The sequence below is a fragment of the Solwaraspora sp. WMMD937 genome (genome assembly GCF_029581175.1).
Lineage (GTDB): Bacteria > Actinomycetota > Actinomycetes > Mycobacteriales > Micromonosporaceae > Micromonospora_E.
In genome coordinates this window covers 2,399,022-2,416,282 of record NZ_CP120738.1, presented here as the reverse complement: position 1 = coordinate 2,416,282, position 17,261 = coordinate 2,399,022, and the positions used below count along the sequence as shown (strand labels likewise).

At 70.0% G+C, this 17,261-nt stretch carries 18 protein-coding genes; 11 read left to right on the top strand and 7 right to left on the bottom strand.

Going from position 1 to position 17,261, the window contains the following annotated elements:
* Nucleotides 1-13: 13 nt before the first annotated feature.
* From O7621_RS10455 to O7621_RS10440, 4 genes are all read left to right on the top strand, one after another.
* Nucleotides 14-400, top strand: coding sequence for a hypothetical protein (locus O7621_RS10455; RefSeq protein ID WP_282233778.1), 387 nt, complete (start codon nt 14-16; stop codon nt 398-400).
* A complete protein-coding gene (locus O7621_RS10450) occupies nt 397-1,350 on the top strand; it encodes a hypothetical protein (protein WP_282233777.1) in 954 nt (317 codons plus the stop codon). The genes O7621_RS10455 and O7621_RS10450 overlap by 4 nt, the downstream gene beginning before the upstream one ends.
* Before the next feature lie 66 nt (nt 1,351-1,416).
* Nucleotides 1,417-1,929, top strand: coding sequence for a hypothetical protein (locus O7621_RS10445; protein WP_282233776.1), 513 nt, complete (start codon nt 1,417-1,419; stop codon nt 1,927-1,929).
* Between the two features lie 102 nt (nt 1,930-2,031).
* Entirely contained in the window at nt 2,032-2,355 is a 324-nt protein-coding gene (locus O7621_RS10440) for a hypothetical protein (protein ID WP_282233775.1), read from the top strand.
* Between the two features lie 43 nt (nt 2,356-2,398).
* On the opposite strand, the gene O7621_RS10435 is transcribed toward O7621_RS10440, so the two are convergent.
* Nucleotides 2,399-3,100 carry a LuxR C-terminal-related transcriptional regulator gene (locus O7621_RS10435; protein ID WP_278174108.1) on the bottom strand — a complete coding sequence of 234 codons (702 nt, stop codon included), beginning with the start codon at nt 3,098-3,100 and terminating at the stop codon, nt 2,399-2,401.
* Nucleotides 3,101-3,446: 346 nt separating this feature from the next.
* Here O7621_RS10435 and O7621_RS10430 point away from each other — a divergent pair, with 346 nt between their 5' ends.
* Nucleotides 3,447-4,187 carry a DsbA family oxidoreductase gene (locus O7621_RS10430; RefSeq protein WP_282233774.1) on the top strand — a complete coding sequence of 247 codons (741 nt, stop codon included), beginning with the start codon at nt 3,447-3,449 and terminating at the stop codon, nt 4,185-4,187.
* On the opposite strand, the gene O7621_RS10425 is transcribed toward O7621_RS10430, so the two are convergent.
* The 3 genes from O7621_RS10425 to O7621_RS10415 all read right to left on the bottom strand — a co-directional run bounded on the left by O7621_RS10425 (nt 4,112) and on the right by O7621_RS10415 (nt 6,715).
* Entirely contained in the window at nt 4,112-4,432 is a 321-nt protein-coding gene (locus O7621_RS10425) for a hypothetical protein (RefSeq protein ID WP_282233773.1), read from the bottom strand. The genes O7621_RS10430 and O7621_RS10425 overlap by 76 nt on opposite strands.
* Nucleotides 4,433-4,465: 33 nt before the next feature.
* Nucleotides 4,466-5,725, bottom strand: a complete 1,260-nt coding sequence (locus O7621_RS10420; protein ID WP_282233772.1) for an extracellular solute-binding protein — start codon at nt 5,723-5,725, stop codon at nt 4,466-4,468.
* A gap of 144 nt (nt 5,726-5,869) precedes the next feature.
* Nucleotides 5,870-6,715: a hypothetical protein gene (locus O7621_RS10415; RefSeq protein ID WP_282233771.1), complete on the bottom strand. Its 846-nt coding sequence runs from the start codon at nt 6,713-6,715 to the stop codon at nt 5,870-5,872.
* Between the two features lie 133 nt (nt 6,716-6,848).
* Between O7621_RS10415 and O7621_RS10410 the strand changes: the two genes are divergently transcribed.
* The gene (locus O7621_RS10410) at nt 6,849-7,802 is read left to right on the top strand and encodes a hypothetical protein (RefSeq protein WP_282233770.1); all 954 of its coding nucleotides are present in this window, start codon (nt 6,849-6,851) and stop codon (nt 7,800-7,802) included.
* Between the two features lie 41 nt (nt 7,803-7,843).
* On the opposite strand, the gene O7621_RS10405 is transcribed toward O7621_RS10410, so the two are convergent.
* A complete protein-coding gene (locus tag O7621_RS10405; RefSeq protein ID WP_282233769.1) occupies nt 7,844-8,389 on the bottom strand; it encodes a carboxymuconolactone decarboxylase family protein in 546 nt (181 codons plus the stop codon).
* Nucleotides 8,390-8,591: 202 nt separating this feature from the next.
* Between O7621_RS10405 and O7621_RS10400 the strand changes: the two genes are divergently transcribed.
* From O7621_RS10400 to O7621_RS10390, 3 genes are all read left to right on the top strand, one after another.
* Complete coding sequence (locus O7621_RS10400; protein ID WP_282233768.1) at nt 8,592-9,758, top strand: M20/M25/M40 family metallo-hydrolase; 1,167 nt, start codon at nt 8,592-8,594, stop codon at nt 9,756-9,758.
* Nucleotides 9,759-9,817: 59 nt separating this feature from the next.
* Entirely contained in the window at nt 9,818-10,936 is a 1,119-nt protein-coding gene (locus tag O7621_RS10395) for a glutamate--cysteine ligase (RefSeq protein WP_282233767.1), read from the top strand.
* A gap of 164 nt (nt 10,937-11,100) precedes the next feature.
* Nucleotides 11,101-11,700, top strand: a complete 600-nt coding sequence (locus tag O7621_RS10390) for a nitroreductase family protein (RefSeq protein ID WP_282234539.1) — start codon at nt 11,101-11,103, stop codon at nt 11,698-11,700.
* 50 nt (nt 11,701-11,750) lie between these two features.
* Here O7621_RS10390 and O7621_RS10385 read toward each other — a convergent pair whose 3' ends face one another.
* Nucleotides 11,751-13,304 (bottom strand): NAD(P)-binding domain-containing protein, encoded by a 1,554-nt coding sequence (locus O7621_RS10385; protein ID WP_282233766.1) that lies wholly within the window; start codon nt 13,302-13,304, stop codon nt 11,751-11,753.
* 209 nt (nt 13,305-13,513) lie between these two features.
* Entirely contained in the window at nt 13,514-13,828 is a 315-nt protein-coding gene (locus O7621_RS10380; RefSeq protein ID WP_282233765.1) for a hypothetical protein, read from the bottom strand.
* Between the two features lie 522 nt (nt 13,829-14,350).
* Between O7621_RS10380 and O7621_RS10375 the strand changes: the two genes are divergently transcribed.
* Both O7621_RS10375 and O7621_RS10370 read left to right on the top strand, forming a co-directional pair.
* Nucleotides 14,351-16,258 (top strand): CRTAC1 family protein, encoded by a 1,908-nt coding sequence (locus O7621_RS10375; protein ID WP_282234538.1) that lies wholly within the window; start codon nt 14,351-14,353, stop codon nt 16,256-16,258.
* The gene (locus tag O7621_RS10370; protein ID WP_282233764.1) at nt 16,255-17,250 is read left to right on the top strand and encodes an enediyne biosynthesis protein; all 996 of its coding nucleotides are present in this window, start codon (nt 16,255-16,257) and stop codon (nt 17,248-17,250) included. The genes O7621_RS10375 and O7621_RS10370 overlap by 4 nt, the downstream gene beginning before the upstream one ends.
* Nucleotides 17,251-17,261: the final 11 nt, after the last annotated feature.

The window sequence follows — 17,261 nt, the reverse complement described above, 5'->3', positions numbered from 1 at the left end:
GATGGAGGATCACGTGACGAACAGTGAGCCCAACAGCGGCACCAGATTGGGCGCGGACCTGTACGGGCTCTGGCGTGCCGGCCGGGACAATCTCCCCACCGTGGCGGCGGTCTACTCGACGGCGGGTGACGCCCTCGATGCTGCCGCCGTCGGCGTCGCCGGGGCGTTCGTCCGCTCAGGCAATCTGCCCGGGGTGCCGTACGGTCCGGCGTACCAGCCGTGGGTCGAGCTGCACGGCATCCTGGCGAAGATCTGCCACGACACGGCCGACAACATCGAGGCGACGGCGGACGCGCTCTGCGTCGCCACCGTCGAGTACGCCCGTGCCGACTACGAGGCGGCCAGTGAGTTCGCTCGGTTGTTGGAAGTCAACGGCGAGCCGAGGGCCGACATCGGATGAGCTTCGACAACCTGATGCAGCACGCCTACGAGATCCAGCAGCAGGCGACGTTGAAGGCGCTGACCGAGTCCGGGGCGCGCCCAGCGGTCCCGGCCGGTGAACCGCAACTGGCACCGCGGCACGGCGAGCAGGAGGCCCGCCAGCGGGTCGAGCAGCTGTTCAGCGACATTCCGGAGCTGTTCCAGGCGTTCGCCGAGATGCCCGATCCGGCAGCGTTCGACAGCCAGCTGAACGAGCTGAGGCGCTCCATCGAAGAGCTGTCGTCAGGCTGGGTGTCGAGGGACCCGGTTAGTAAAGACATTTATCCGGCTAACCCCCGTCTCGACGAGATGCTTGACGCGGAGAGTCACATCGAGAGCTGGACGGGTCGGGCCGCCATGGAGTTCAAGAGCAACTTCATCTCCCCGTTCCCGTCAATCGTCTACAACCAGTTCATGGGGATCGCGGTCCTCAGGGCGGCGCTGGACGCGGAGCGGGAAATCTGGGTCCGGGCGCGCGACGACATCGACAAGATCGCCCACGACACGATCATCGCGCTGGACCGGATGGACGACTGCGGCAAGAACGAGTGGGTGATGACCTTCACCGTGGTGTCGTCGGTGGCGGCGGTGGCCGGTGTGGCGCTCGCCCCGGTCAGCTTCGGGCTCTCGCTGGGATTGACCGCTGTCGGGGCCTCGTCGCAGGTGGCGGCAGCCGGGGTGCCCGACGACCCGCCGGCGGTCCGGTTCCAGGGTGAGACGGCGCAGGCGGTCGTCGACTCGATGCGCGATGCCATCCGGCTGCTGCACGGTTACATCGCCGAGCAGGAGCAGAAAATCGCCGACGCGCTCACCAGTTGCTGCCAGGCCGTGGCGCAGCAGCGGGACAGCTTCGTCGCGAAGCGGCCGGCGCTGGCCGATGCGACCCAGTCTGACGTGACCGGGCCGCTGTTCATGGGCTACTCGACCTGACGGCGACCGTTCACCTCGACCATCCACACGCCCACTTTGACGACGACAATGACGGGGTAACGGATCGTGGGACTGCTGGCAGATCGGCTCGACAACATGCACGTGACGGCGGTCGCGCCGGGTGGCGCGATCTCCGGTGAGCTGCGTGGCCGCGACTGCGTACGGGTCACCTTCGCCGCCGGCCGCTACCAGTGGCTGGACGAACGATACGTCGAGCAGCAACTTGCCGCGCTCGGCCGGCTGTTGTGGGCGGGCAGGATGAAGGCGTACTGGGCGGCGGTCAGCGAGGCGCTCGGCACTCCGGTGTCCGGCGAAGACCCGCCGGTCGGGCCGCGCGACGTCGACTACCAATCAGCCCGGGGCGGCATCGTCGCCGAAGGCCGCTCCGACGACGGTTCGGTGCAGATCGAGGTCCGCGGCATGCGGGACTGGACGGTGCGGATCGTGCCGGGCAGCCTGCGCCGGTTCCGGGAGGACGAATTCTCCGTACGCGTACAGCAGGCCGCCACCGCGCTGATCCGCGACCAGTTTGCCCAGGTCCGTTCCTTGAAGGACAGCATCTACGGTACGGCCGGGTAGTCCGGCCGGCAGGGGTGTGACCGCCGTCAAGTTGCCGACATGGTTTCCGCTGACCCCGCACGGGAACGCCAAGGATCGATACCGTGGTCAGGGGAGGCGGTCATGCCGGTTGCAGTGGACACCAGTTCGGTCACGGGGTCGACGGTCGGCGCGTGGGTCGCCCGGTGGATCGTCGGGGCGGCGCTCGGGCAGATCGTCTTCGGCGGCACGGTGCGGCTGGTGCTGGCGGTCCTGATGGGGGCCTTGCTCGGCGGCCTCGGCGTCTGGTTGCTGATGCGGCACCGGGCAGCCCGCCACCCGGAGCAGACCCGCACGCGCGCGGAACAGGCACACCCGGAACAGATCAGACCGAAGCAGACCCGAGCGAAGCAGCCCCCGGGGCCGAGGATCCGCTATTCACCGCTGGCGCCGCCGGGCCGACACTGAGCCGGGCCGACAATGCGGCTGGCCGGCCGTCGGCGCTGCCGGCCTACCCGTGCTGGGCGGCGGCTGAGGTCCGGGCGCGCGGCCGGACCTGTTCCCGGGCCTCGGGTGCCAGCCGGGGTGGCCAGCTGCCGGGCACCAGGACCCCGCAGTGGTACGCCCAGGCGACCAACGCGGTCCGGTTGGTGACCCGCGCCTGGCGCAGCAGCGCGGTCACGTGGTACTCGACGCCCTTGCGGCTCAGGTGCAGACTGGCGGCCAGTTCGGCGGTCGAGGCGCCGCCGGCCAGCCCTTCCAGCACCCGGGCACCGACCTCGGTCAGCTGCGGGCGGCGTACCCGGTTCTCCGGGGTGAGCAGCACCAGCACCGAGTCGGCCGGCGGCTCCGTCCCGCGTACCGCCACGGCGGTGATGTGGCTGGAGGCGAGGCGACCGTCGGTGGTGGTCACCTCGGCCAGGCCGACGAAGTGCGGGTACGCGTCGGTCAGCAGGATGCTGAACCGGTGGCGGAACCAGGCCCGCCGGTCCGGGTGCAGCACCAGCTCGAACGGACGTCCGGCGAGCTGCGCGCCCGACCAGCCGATCCACCGGGTCAGGCCGGCCGAGACGCGCACCACCCGGCCGTACCGGTCGAGCTGCAGGGCCCGGGCGTCGGGCCGGAGCCGGAGCCCACCGATCAGGTCGGGGTCGGCGCCGGCTGCCAGGCCGGGTTCCGTACGGGCAACGCTGGTGATGCTGGCAGTCTCCACAAAAGGTACGTTGCCTGGCTCGACTGCTCATTCGGCAGTCCATTTCCTGCTTGCTTCGACCCGGTTGTTGCTTGCTTCGGCCCGGTTGTTCCCACTTCAGGCCCGGTTATCGCGCACCGCAGCCGAGAAACTACTCGCTGCACATGGCCCAGTCGGTCAACGCACACCCACCTGATGCGCCGTCATCGTGTCAGCCGGGCGCCGGCCGCTCCACCTGTTACTGGGCAGTACCCCAAAAATGTGTGCCGAGGGGTGTCACCGACGAGGGTGTCTCGCACGTTGCCCCCGGCGGCGACGCAGCACCCGGTTAGCCTCGGCGGGACCAACCCGGGCCTGGAAGGTGACGATGGCAACCTCAACGACCGGCGGCCGGGCCGACGCCGCCGCCACTGCCCTGGTCCGGGTCGACGTGTGGTCCGACGTGATCTGCCCGTGGTGCTACATCGGAAAGCGACGGCTGCACACCGCGTTGGAGCAGTTCCCGTACGCCGACCGGGTGCAGGTGCGCTGGCGCAGCTTCCAGCTGGACCCCACGCACGGTGAGCCGCTGCCGGTGCCCGAGATGCTGGCCCGCCGGACCGGCGGGTCAGCGGCCCAGGTCCGGGCCATGACCCAGCGGGTCAGCGAGTTGGCCGCCGCCGAGGGCCTGACCTACGCACTGGACCGCGCGGTCGCGGTGAACACCTTCGACGCGCACCGGTTGAACCAGTTCGCCTCGGCTAACGGGCTCGGCGGGCCGCTGCACGAGCGGCTGATGCGGGCGCATCTGGCCGAAGCCGCGGTGCTGGACGACCCGCAGACCCTGGTCCGACTCGCCGTCGAGGTCGGCCTGGACCGGGCCGCCGCCGAGCAGGTGGTCCACAGCGACGGGTACGCGGCCGAGGTCGACGCCGATGCCAGGGCCGCCCGCCGGCTGGGCGCCACCGGGGTGCCGTTCTTCGTGCTGAATGACCGGTGGGGGATCTCCGGGGCGCAGCCGGTCGAGACGTTTGCGTCCGCGCTGCGCACCGCTCACGCCGCAGTTCTCCGCTCACCGCCGGGTTCCGCGGACGGGGGCGGTGCGGCCGACGGCCGGTGCGACCGGTAGGTCAGCCACAGCGCGGCGATACCGGCGATCGCGGCGGCGACGCTGGCCAGCTGGTCGGCCAGCGACGGGCCGATGCTGACCACGACGACGACCAGCAGCACCAGGGCGAGCGTGCCGAGGCCGGCGGTGCGCAGGAACTGCCGTACCGCCGGTCCGGCGTCGCGGAGCACCAGGACGGCGAGAAGTTCGAGCACGATGATGCCCGCCATCACCAGCAGCGGGACGTGCCATGGTTCTATCTGCACGACGTACCTCTCCGGATCGGGGCGCCGCCGCGGTCAGGCCAGCGCACCGGCCATCTCCGTGGTGAACTGTGGCGACAGGTCCTGGTCCTCGTAGAGAAACCGTTCGACATGGTCCTTGACCACGTCGGAGAACCGCCGGTAGCCCGGGTGCACCGGCCGGGGCAGCGAGTTCTCCACCGCCTCGCGCACTCTGACCAGGTGCGGGATCGAAGCCCGCAGGTTCGGGTCGTTGTACGCGCCGATCGCGGTCGGCGCGATGCCGTGCGAGGCGAGGATCTTCTGGGCCCCTTCGCTGGTGACGAACGAGATGAACGCCAGGGCGCGGTCGACGTAGCGCGAACCGGCGACGACGGCCAGGCTCTGCCCGCCGAGGATGCCCTGGCTGAGCGGGTCGACCCGGATCCGTCCGGTCGCCACGTCCCGGTTACCGGCCAGTTGCAGCTTGCGGTACTCGACCGGCCAGCTGCGCAGGTAGCGAATCGTGGAGTCGGCGGCGGCGAACGCCTCGAGTGACTCGGGTTCGCCGCCGGACGTCAGCACCTTCCTGGCGTCGATCGCGTCCTTGAGCGGCTGCAGCGCGGCCTTCCACAGCTCGACGTCGGTGGAGATCCGGTCGGCGGGCCGTTCGGCACCGGGCGTACCCAGCGGTTTCAGCACGGCCGGCCGCTCGGCGACGGCATGTTCCAGGACATTGACCACGAACGCCTCGTAGAACGCCGATACGCTGGGGCGCAGCTGTCCGACGAACTGCTGCGACCCGTCCGGGATCGTGGCGAGCAGGTCGGGCAGCCGCCGGGGCGGTGCCTCGGTCGACTCACCGTCGAGCCGGGTGAACAGCATGCCGACGTCGGTGTTGAACGGTGCCGCCCAGTACGCGCCGGGTTCGTCGGGCACCCGGCTGACCCGGTCGAGGGGGGCGATGAGCTGCCGCCCCCCGGTCGGCGGGATCTTCTCGATCAGGCCCTTGGTGGCGAACTCGGGCACGTCGACGATGTCGAGATTGAGCAGGTCGGCCTCGCTGGCGGCGGCCTTCTCCAGCATGATGCGGCGTTCGTCGCCGGAGCCGCTGCCGATCGGGTCGACCCGCACGATGGTACGTGGGTTCGTCTCGTTCCACATGCTCACCAGCAGGTCCCGGGCTCCGGTCGGATCCGCTCCGGTGGACAGCCGCAGCTCGACCCGGGACTGCAGTCGGCCGCCGGGGGCCGCGTAGGTGGCGACCGCCGCCAGGGTCCCGGTCGCAATCACTCCACTGAGGAATGAGCGCCGGCTGTACGGCGCCTGGTCCGACATGGGCGCACACTCCCTCCGCCACCGACCACCGCACCTCTCACCACGCTCGACGAACAGCGATGGCCATGTACGTCACACTACGGCTCTGTGTCAAGACCATTACACGCTGCGGTCAGAACCAAGGTGTGTCAGGACGGCCTGCGGTCAGGACGGCAGTCGCATCGTCGACATGAATGTGGGCAGCAGCCACGGCCGCCGACCGCCGACCGCCACCTTGCGGGCGAGCGCCGCCCGCAGCCGGCCCACCCGGCCGAACAGCATCAGGTTGAACGTCGCCGGGTCGTAGCGCAGTCGTACGTCCGGCCTCGGGTCGACCGGCTCCAGCAGCACCCGGCCGTCGACCAGCGCCAGGGTGGTCGGGCCCCCGGTACGCGGGTGGAAGGTCACCGAGATCCGCCCGGCGCGGACCGGCCGGTCGTGGTCGAGCAGCCGGCCGTAGCCGCAGCGCGTGACGCCAGCCAGGAAGACGTCGACGAACAGCGCCGCCTGGTGCGGGTCGGTGTGCCAGCGTCCGCCGACCGACCGGGCGATGTCCCAGGCGTGGATGTTCATCTCGTTGAGCAGATGGGAGTAGAGACCGGCGACCGGCAGCTGGGCGGCGCCGAGCCAGCTCACCTCGTGATCCGGGTCGACCGTGTCGGCCAGTCGGGTCAGCTCCGCGACGTCGGCGCGCAACCGGGCCGACAACGCCGGCACGTCGCGCTCGGTGAACTGCGCCAGCACGCGCCGGTTCATCTCGGCGACGGTGTCGACCGTCGTCGTCGCCCGCAGCTCGTTGATCTCCGGCACCGGCAGGTTCGGGACGCCGCCGGTGACCAGCGCGATGTCCATCGCGGTGATGGTGGCCAGATGGGCCATGGTGTCGGCGAGGCTCCAGTGGGCCGTCACCGGGTGGGCGGCGGGCACGCCGTCCACCAGGGTGAGCAGCCGTCGTAGCACGTCTGGAGCGGAGGTGGCGGCGGACCGCCACTGGTCCGAGGTGACCGGCATGGCTCAATCCTGGCCGTTGCCGGTGTCGCGGAGTTGTCGCGGATTGCCGTCTTGGGCGTCATCCGCGTCGAACGGCACCAAGCGGGGCAAGATCTGAGAGGACAGCAGCTTCCGCCGCACAAATGATCGGCGCATGACCATCTCCAGGAGTGGATCTCCACAGCCCCAGATCATCCCACCGGTGTCCGGCTATCCGGCCCCGGCCTCCCGGACCCGGATCGTGCTGCTCGGTGCCGCAGCCGGAGTGCTGCTCGCGGTGCTCTGGTCGTACGACTTCGTCGACCACGTGATCGGTGACAACGTCGCGAACGCACTGCTCGGCCACGACGCCAAGGCGACCGCGATCGGCGGCACCGTCGCCGGCCTGGTGTTCGCGTTCGTGACCGGGCTGGCCGGCACCTTCACCGCCTGTAACGTGGCGATGGCCGCGTCGATCGGTCCGATGAGCCAGGCCAGCGGCGGCGCGGCGACCCGCGCCGGGCTGCGCAGCCTGCTGCGGCCGATCGGCTGGCTCACCCTCGGCATGGTCGCCGTCGCCGGGGCGTACGGCTTCATCGGGGTGCTGCTCGGCGACCGGCTGCCGCAGCTGTCGACCGGCTCGGTCGGCGGGCTGCCGGTACGCCTGATTCAGTCCATGGTGGTGTTCGGGCTGATCGGGCTGGCCTTCGCCTACCTCGGGCTCGCCGCGATCGGCGTACTGCCGGATCCGTTCGCCCGCCGCCCGGTGGCCCGGGTGGTCACCCTCGGTGCGCTTGTCGGCGGCTTCCTGATCGGCCGGCCGTACCCGCTGTTCAACAAGCTGTTCGTCTGGGCGGTGGACAGCGGCAATCCGCTGTACGGCGCCGGCGCGTTCATCCTTCAGTCGCTGGGCAACATCGTCATTGTCTCGGCGGTGTTCGCGCTGCTCGTCATGGTCACCCGGGGCGGGCTGATCCGCTGGCTGGCCGCCGACCCGGCCCGGACCGCCGCAGTCACCGGCGGGCTGCTGATCGCGCTCGGTGTCTTCATGGTCGTCTACTGGGACGTGCGGCTGCCGGCGATGTTCGACTACGGCTGGTTCCCCACCATGCCGTACAACAGCCGCTGAGCTGCCGCCGGCCGCGGTGACCGGGTGACGCGTGCGCGGGGTCAACCGCCGTATCCGTTGGCGACCACCTGCTTTGCCCGCTCGGCGTAGACGCCCGGGTCGGCCGGCAGCACCGTACCGAGTCCGTCCACGTAGCGGTTGAACATGCAGAACGCCGCCGCGATCAGCACCGTGTCGTGGACCTCCAAATCGGTGGCACCGGCCGCTCGGGCGGCGTCGACCAGCGCGGCGTCGACCTGCCGGCCGGACCGGGCGACGGCGCCGGCGATCTTCAGCAGCGCGCGCAGCTTCGGCGTGACGGCGGCGCCGTCGACATCCGCCTGCACCGCCTGCACCATCGGCATTCCACCGTCGAGTTGCTCGGCGGCGAACGCCGAATGCGAGGCGGAGCAGAACGAGCACTCGTTGCGCTGCGACACGTACGCGGCGATCAGTTCACGCTCGCCCGGGCTAAGCGTCGGGTGCGGCGCGTGCAGCAGTACCTCGGCGAGCGCGCCGAGCGGGGCGGCGGTCTCCGGCCGGTACCGGAACAAGCCGGTGATTCCCGGGTGCTCCGTCTCGTCCAGACCCAGATCGATGTGTGCCATCCGGCGGCCTCCTGAGGCGCTCGTCCGCCGTCGATCGGCGGCACGGTCCCAACGGGATGATGCCGCAGCATCGAGCGACGAGGTTCTTCCAAAGTGCCCGACGGTCGCGCGGCGGCCGTACCATCCAACTTGGGCACTGACAGCGACGGGGTGAGCACGCTAGCGGATGGCGCCGGCCATCAGCCGGTGCCACGATCGCCGCATGGCTGACTTGGACAAGCTCCGGCGCGCTGCGGGGGGCCAGGCGACGGAGATGGTACGGCGACTCGGCACACTGGTGGCCGCCGAGTCCCCGCCCGGCGCGGTACGGCTGCTGCACGACTGCGCCGACCTGCTCGACACCTGGGGCAGCGAGGTACTCGGCCGACCGGCCCGCCGGATCATCCGCGACGGGCTGCCGCATCTGCTCTGGCCGGCGGTCGATCAGCGGGTACTGCTGCTCGGCCACTACGACACGGTCTGGCCGGCGGGCACCGTCACCGACTGGCCGTTCACCGCGTCCGGCCCGATCGCCACCGGGCCGGGCGTGTGCGACATGAAGGGCGGGATCGTGCAACTGCTCGGCGCGCTGGCGCTGCTGCCCGATCCGTCCCGGGTCGGGCTGCTGCTGACCTGCGACGAGGAGAGCGGGTCGCCGACCTCCCGGCAGCTGATCGAGCAGCAGGCTGGCCGGTCCGCAGCGGTGCTGGTCGGCGAGCCGAGCAGCGAGGACGGTGGGCTCAAGGTCGCCCGCAAGGGCGGCTCCGTCTACCGGATCACCGTCCGTGGTCGGGCCGCGCACGCCGGCGTGGAGCCGCACCGCGGGGTCAACGCGGCGGTCGAGCTGGCCCACCAGGTGCTGGCGGTACGGTCGTTGGCCGCCGACGGCACCACGGTCACACCCACCGTGCTGCACGGCGGCGCGATGACCAACCAGGTGCCGGAATCCGCCGAGTTCAGTGTCGACGTACGGGCCTGGACCCGCGACGAACTGCACCGGGTGGACCGGATGATCCGGGCGTTGCCGGCACGGCTGGCCGGGGCCACGCTCGACGTCGACGGCGGGGTGAACCGGTATCCGCTGCCCGAGTCGGTGGCGGTGCCGCTGCTGGAGGTGGCCCAGCGGGTCGGCCGGCGGATGGGGCTGCCACCACTGGTCGGGGTACGCGCGCCGGGCGCGTCCGACGCGAACTTCACCGGGTCGATGGGCATACCTACGCTGGACGGACTGGGGGTGGTCGGCGGCGGATCACACGCCCGTAGCGAATGGGCGGACCTGTCACAGATGTCGGACAGGACGGCATTGCTGGCTGCCATGATGATCGACATTCTGGACGATCATCGGCTTAGTGCACTTTCGACGGCACGGGACCACGCACCGACCGGTTAGGCTCCGGACGGCCCCGGATCGCGGCCGACGCCGAGCCAGCCGTGGAGGTCTCCGCCGCCATGAGTCCGACCAACCGCCAGCCGGACGTCGCCCCGCGGTTCGGGGTGGAAGAGGAGTTCCTCGTCGTCGACCCGGTCACCCGGGCTCCGGTGCCGCGTGCCGCCGAGGTCGTCGCCAGTGCCGCGTCCCGGCTGCCCGGACGGGTGGCCGGCGAGATCACTCCGCTACAGGTGGAGACCCGCACCGAGCCGTGCGTCGGGCACACCGAACTGGCGGCGCAGCTGGTCGAGGCCCGCAAGATCGCTGGCGGGTGCGCCCGGGAGCGCGGACTGCGGTTGGTGGCCACCGGCTCGGCCGCCATCGCCGGGCCGGTGCCACCGCCGATCACCACCGGGCCACGGCAGGACCGGGGCATCGAGACGTTCCGTGGCCTGCACGACGAGCTGGCTATCTGCGCGCTGCATGTACACGTGGAGATGCCCGACCGGGAGCGGGCTGTTCAGGTCGGCAACCATCTGCGGCCGTACCTGCCGGTGCTGCTGACCCTCACGGCGAACTCGCCGTTCTGGGACAACCGGGACTCCGGCTACGCCAGCTGGCGGACGATGACCTGGCCGCGTTGGCCGGTCGCCGGTCCGCCGCCCCGGTTCGACTCGGCCGCGCACTACGACCGGGTGATCGACTCGTTGCTGGCCGCCGGTGCGCTGGTCGACCGGGGCACGATCTTCTGGGACGTCCGCCCGTCCGAGCACAGCCCGACCGTGGAGGTCCGGGTCGCCGACGCCGCGCTCACCGTCGAGGAGACCGCGCTGTACGCGGCTGTGGTCCGCGCCCTGGTGACCCGGCTGTCGGCGCTCGTCGAGCAGGGTGTGCCCGCGCCCGACGTACCGGACGAGCTGCTGCGGGTGGCGTACTGGCGAGCGGCACGCGACGGCTTGGACGGCGCCGGCCTGGACCCGGCCACCGGCCGACTCCGGCCGGCCGCCGACCTGGTCGGTGACCTGGTCGCGGCGGTGGAGGGCCAGCTACGGGCCCAACGCGCCCACGGGATGGTGATCGACGGGGTGGACCGGCTGCTGGCCGAGGGCACCGGCGCGCGACGGCAGCGGCTGGCCGCGCAACGACCGGGCGGGCTGGCCGCCGTGGTCGACTACCTCGCCGAGTGCACGTCCAGCTGACGCGCGGGCGCGCGACGGCGGCGACGACGGACAACGGCAATCGGTGGCAACTATCGGGGCCCACGGTGGGTGATCCTTGAAGGACAGCCCGACCGGCCCTGGAGGTCCCCGTGCAGAACGTCGCGACGGTCCCGTTTCATCTCGACCGGCTCGACCCGGCCGCGATGGGTTCCACGGCCCGCCGGTTCGCCGACCAGATGGCCACCCGCCGTTCGGTGCGGCACTTCGCGCCCGACCCGGTGCCGCTTGAGGTCATCGAGGAGGCGGTACGCGCGGCGGCTTGCTCGCCCAGCGGGGCGAACCTGCAGCCGTGGCGGTTCGTCGTCGTTACCGACCCACAGCGCAAACGCCGACTACGTCAGGCCGCCGAGGCGGAGGAGCTGGAGTTCTATACCCGGCGGGCGTCCGCCGAGTGGCTGCGGGCGGTGGCCCCGATGGGCACCGACTGGCAGAAGCCGTTCCTGGAGACCGCCCCGGTGGTCATCGTGGTGTTCGAGGTGCACCGGGGCCCCAACTCACCCAAGCCGTACTACGTGAAGGAGTCGGTCGGCATCGCCACCGGGGTGCTGATCACGGCGCTGCACCTGGCCGGGTTGGCCACCCTCACCCACACGCCCAGCCCGATGAGGTTCCTCAACGAGATCTGTGACCGCCCCGCCGAGGAACGGGCCTGCGTGGTGATGCCGGTCGGCTACCCGGCGGCCGGGGTGACCGTGCCGCAGCTGACCCGCAAGCCGCTGTCCGAGGTCCTGGTCCACCGGTAGCCGGCAGCGACGCCGGCCACCTGGTGGCCGGGATGGCAGCTTCCCTGGTGTCAGCGGTGCAGATCGGCGCTGAAGAACCGGAGAAGCGGCTCAATGTGCCGGTCCGGTCGACGCCACTCGGCCAGCAGATCCTCCAGCAGGTGCAGCTCCTCGACGAGTTCACCGCCCCGGTAGCGGCGCACCACCGGGTGGATGAATGCGCTCTCCGACGCCCGGTCGGGCTGCGGGTGACGTTCGATAGAAAAGACGTCCGGGTAGTCGTCCCGCCCCCAGCGCAGCCCGAACGTGTAGTAGTGGCTCTCGCTGCCGAATCGGCGTACCGCGTAGTCCTCCGGCAGGTCGTGGTAGTGCCGGACGTGACCGGTGGCCTGGTCGACGACCAGGGCGTCGACCAGGAACTCGAACTGGGTCCACAGCGCCGAGCTCCAGTTGACCCGGTCGAGCACCGCCCGGGTCAACGAGTCGGCGTCGGCGGAGACCTTGTCGAAGTCCAGCGGCGCCGCCTCGTACCGCTCGCGCAGCAACGCGGTCAGGGTCCGCAGGTTGTACCGAAACCCGTCGATGAATGCCGAGGACGCCTTCTTGAAGTCGCGGTCCTGGGCCAGGGTGCCGGCGAAGTAGAGCCCGTCGACGTCGACCGACTGCCAGTCCGGGTCGGTGGCCGGCATCCGGCCGCTGGGAACCAGCTTCGGCCGCGCGCTGTCGCCGAAGATCGAGGTGTCCATGGCGAAGCCGGTGCAGCGCAGCACCGATTCGTACTCCATCACCGCGGTCTCGCCGTCGGCGTGGGTGTAGGTGAGGTGCACCTCGTACCGGTCGCCGACCGGGCGGATCTCGTCGACGACGCAGTCCAGTACCGAGTGCAGCGTCTTGAACTGGTAGCTGTCCAGCACCGCGCCGTGATGGCCGCGTACGTCCCCGGGGTGTTTGGTGTTCCAGGCCAGCCGCATTGGCCGCGGGCTGGCCAGGTGCACCATGGCGGCGTGGCCGAGGATCGCCGAGGCGGTCTCGAACGCGGAGTTGCCCTTGCCGAGGATCAGCACCCGGTGGCCGGCGTAGTCCGCCGGGTCCGTGCTCATCGCCTCGTAGCCGACCGCGTGCTCGATGCCGGGCACGTCGGGGATGTTCGGTCGGCCCCAGCCGGTGGCCACGATCAGGCACTCGCAGCTGTACGTCTGATCGCCGGCGGACACCAGGAAGCCGTTGTCAGTCTTCTCGACCCGGTCGACGCCGGCCCCGTACCGAATGGCCAGCCGGTGGTGCCGGGCGAAGTCGGCCAGGTAGCGGACCAGGTCGTCGGCGCTCGGGTAGTACTCCCGGCTGTAATCGGAGAAGGGCAGCTCGAACGGCTCGTGCAGCAGCGAGTTCCAGTCCCAGCGGAGCCGGATCTCCGGGTCGGTGCTGACGGTGTGCACCTTGTTCAACGAGATCAGGCCGCGGTGTCTGGGGAACCGCCGGAAGAACTGCCCGGGAGCATCGGACCGTTCCAGCGCGAGGTAGTCGCTACCGGCCTGCTGCAGGTAGTAGCTGAGCTGCAGGCCGGCCGGGCCGGCGCCGACGATCAGATACCGATGGTGGATGGTCGCGGGCGACACGTCGGTCATGGATCTCTCCCCGGTCGGAATATCCATGACTTTTGATGATTAATGAGAATATGTCAATCGGTCGTACGATCATCGACGACCGTCCGAGGGGCGGTTGCGCGGCCCCGCCGGGGATCCCGGTCGCCGGACCACGGTGGACGACCCAGGGCACCCGGATACCCAGCCGTGGTGGACGGGCCGGGCGCCCGGGATCGCCGCTGCGGCCGAGGTCAGGCCGCCTGGGTTGCCGGTTCGCGCCGGCCACTGACCTTCGCCGGCGGCATCGGGCCGCCCTTCGCGGTGCCGGACATCTCGTCACCGTCGATCACCACATCGAACACCAGGTTCATCCGGATCGGCTTGGTGATCGACTGGAACCAGGACAGCCGGTCGTCGGCCAGCTGCAGGTCCTGCAGTACCAACTCCTCCTTCTCCCCACGGGAGATCCCCTGCAGCACACCGTCCTTGGTGAACAATTCGAGCACGGTGTGCCGGGTACCCAGCGGGGTGGACACGGCGACCTTCCAGAATCCCTCGACAGACACGACGGCTCCTTCTCTGCGCGGTGAGCCGGACAGCCGACCGCATTACGACGGTGCACGGTGCCCGGATGACGCGTCATGCGACACCTCACTCAGGCTAGCCAGCTCCCACCGCCGAGGGTTTCGCAATATTGCCGTCTTTCCGTCCGAGCCGATCGGCGACGGATTGTGACAGATCCCGGGAATGCAGTGAATCACCGGAGGCAATGTGAAAGAAGCGCTACAGCGTACGGCCGTCGGACGATGATCCCGGTGGCCGACCGTGCCGCGCGGCCTCCCCATCTCCACCCACCCTCGGCTTCAGGAGGATCCCCGGCGAGCCGGGAGCCACAAGGGCTCCCGTTCACCGCACGCCATTTCCGGAAATTCATCGGATCGGCGTTGCGGCAACGACGTCCGCCCCCTGTCAACTCCGTCGGCCTGGACAACAGCCGATGGTTCCCTCAGTAAGGAGACCAGACCGTGCTGGGTCAACGCCTGCGCTCGATCAGCCCCGGAATAACGGCGATTTTACTTCTCGTCGTGATGTTCTTCGTCATCGACGCTCGCGTGTCGGTGGCCGGCGCTGACGAGGTTGCCCAAAAGTACCGGTTCACCGAGCTTGAGATCGACTATCCGGAAGGTTACGACCAACTACCTAAACGGAACATCCGTGAGGTCAACGAGTCGTACCACAAGATCCGGTCCTGGATCTCCTCGGTGGGCGCGAGCATCGCCGTCAACGACCTGACCGGCCACGGGGTGGCCAACAGCCTGTGCTTCGTCGACGTGCGGACCAACGAGGTGGTGGTCACCTACGCGCCGACCGCACCGGCCGCCGACCGGTTCGAGCCGTTCCTGCTCGACCCCGCGCCGTTGCCGATCGACCACACGATGGCACCGATGGGCTGCGTACCGGGCGACTACAACCTGGACGGTCGGATGGACATCATGGTGACCTACTGGGGCCGGGTGCCGATCCTGTTCCTGCGCAAGGCCGGCACCGAGCTGCCCGCCAACGATGCCTACCACCGGCAGGAGATCCTGCCGCAGGACTCGCCGGACGGCCGCTACCACGGGCCGAAGTGGCACACCAACGCGGCGACGGTGAACGACTTCGACGGCGACGGCAAGCCGGACGTGGTGATTGGCAACTACTTCCCCGAGTCCGACGTGCTCGACCCGGACGGCCAGGACAACGTCGAGATGAACGACTCGCTCTCCACCGCGACCAACGGCGGCGGGCTGCAGGTGCTGCGCTGGCACTCGGCGACCGCCGGCGAGACACCGTCGGTCACCTTCGTGCCGGAGCGCGGCGCGGTCCCGTTCGCCAAGAGCACCGGCTGGACCCTGGCACTCGGCTCCGCCGACCTGACCGGTCGCGGCCTGCCGGACATGTACGTGGCGAACGACTTCACCTTCGACGCCCTGCTGCACAACGTCTCCCGCCCCGGTCGGATCAAGTTCGAGGCGGTGTACGGCGAGCGCAGCCACGGGACGCCGAAGTCGTTCCAGCTGGGCAAGGACTCGTTCAAGGGGATGGGCGTCGACTTCGGCGACCTGAACGCCAACGGCAGCTTCGACATGGTGGTCTCCAACATCACCACCGCCTGGGGGCTGGAGGAAAGCAACTTCGTCTGGGTGAACCAGGCCGGCTCCGAGGAGGAGGCCCTGCAGAGTCTCTCCGCCGGTACCGCGCCGTTCATCCAGCAGGCCCGGCCGCTCGGCCTGGCCTGGAGCGGCTGGGGCTGGGACGTGAAGTTCGCCGACTTCCGCAACGACGGTGAGCTGGAGGTCGTGCAGACGCTCGGCTTCGTCAAGGGCGACATCGACCGGTGGCCGTGGCTGCAGGAGATGGCGATGTCCAACGACAACCTGCTGTCCAACCCGGCGATGTGGCCGAACATGCAGCCCGGCGACGACATTGCCGGCGACCAGCCGCTCGCCTTCTTCGCCCGCACCGACAGCGGCAAGTTCACCAACATCACCGAGCAGCTCGGCCTGGACGTGCCGATCCCGACCCGCGGCATCGCCACTGCCGACACCCGGGCGACCGGCGCGCTCGACCTGGCCGTCGCCCGGCAGTGGGCCGCCCCGGCGTTCTACACCAACGAGGCACCGGACCGCGGTGACTACCTCAACCTGCGGCTGTACCGGCCGACGCTGGACGGCACTGACGCCGACCTGCCCGGTACGCCGGCCTACGGCGCCACCGTCACGGTCACCACCGCAGACGGACGCCGGCAGGTCTCCCAGCTCGACGGCGGCAGCGGCCACGGCGGCAAGCGCAGCTTCGAGGTCCACCTCGGACTCGGCGACGCCACCGGCCCGGTCACCGTCGACCTGCGCTGGCGTGACCTCGACGGCGACCTGCACAGCACCACCCAGCAGCTGTCGGCCGGCACGCACACCCTCGTGCTGACCGACCGTGTCCAGGAGGTTCCGAACCGATGACCACGACCGCCGAACGCCAACAGACCGTCGGCACGACGACGGCACCCGCCGGCCCACCCGCCCCGGCGGCGAAGGAGCCGGACCGCCGCTACCTGGCGCTGCGCAACTTCGCCATCTCGATGACCGTGTTCAACATTCTCGGGTACACCGTCCTGGGCTTCGAGCAGCCGTGGCTGTGGCCGATCCTGGCGGTGCTGGTGGGCTATGCCACCGAGCTGGTCTTCGAGACCTTCAGCGCCCGGATGCAGCAGCGGGCACCCCGGTACGCCGGGCGCGGCGGACGCGGCATGTACGAGTTCCTGCTGCCCGCCCACATCACCGCGCTGGCCTGCAACATGCTGCTGTACGCCAACGACATGTTCCTGCCGATCGCGTTCGCGGTGATCGTCGGGGTCACCGGCAAGTACGTCTTCCAGGCCCCGGTGTACGGCCGGATGCGGCACTACATGAACCCGTCCAACCTGGGCATCACCGTTGCCCTGGTCTGCTTCGGCTCGTGGATCTCGATCGCCCCGCCGTACCAGTTCACCGAGGGCGCCAACACCTTCTTCCGGATCATGATCCCGATCATCATCGTCACCGCCGGCACGGTGATCAACGCCATGCTGACCCGCAAGGTGGCGTTGATCGTCGGCTGGCTGGGCGGCTTCGCCATCCAGGCGCTGCTGCGGCACTGGATCTGGGACGTGGCGCTGTTCTCGGCGCTCGGCGTGATGGCCGGGGTGGCGTTCGTACTGTTCACCAACTACATGATCACCGACCCGGGGACCACCCCGGTCAAGCCGATCCACCAGTTCATGTTCGGGTCGTCGGTGGCCATGGTCTACGGCGTACTGATGCTGTTCAACGTCGTCTACACGCTGTTCTTCGCCGTCGTCGTGGTCTGCGGCGCCCGCGGCATCTACTGGTGGATGGTTCACCTGCGCAAGCGCGCCCAGCAGCAGGCGGCGGTGGCACCCGCCCCCGCGCCGGTGGCCGGCGCGACAGCGTGAGGAAAGGTATC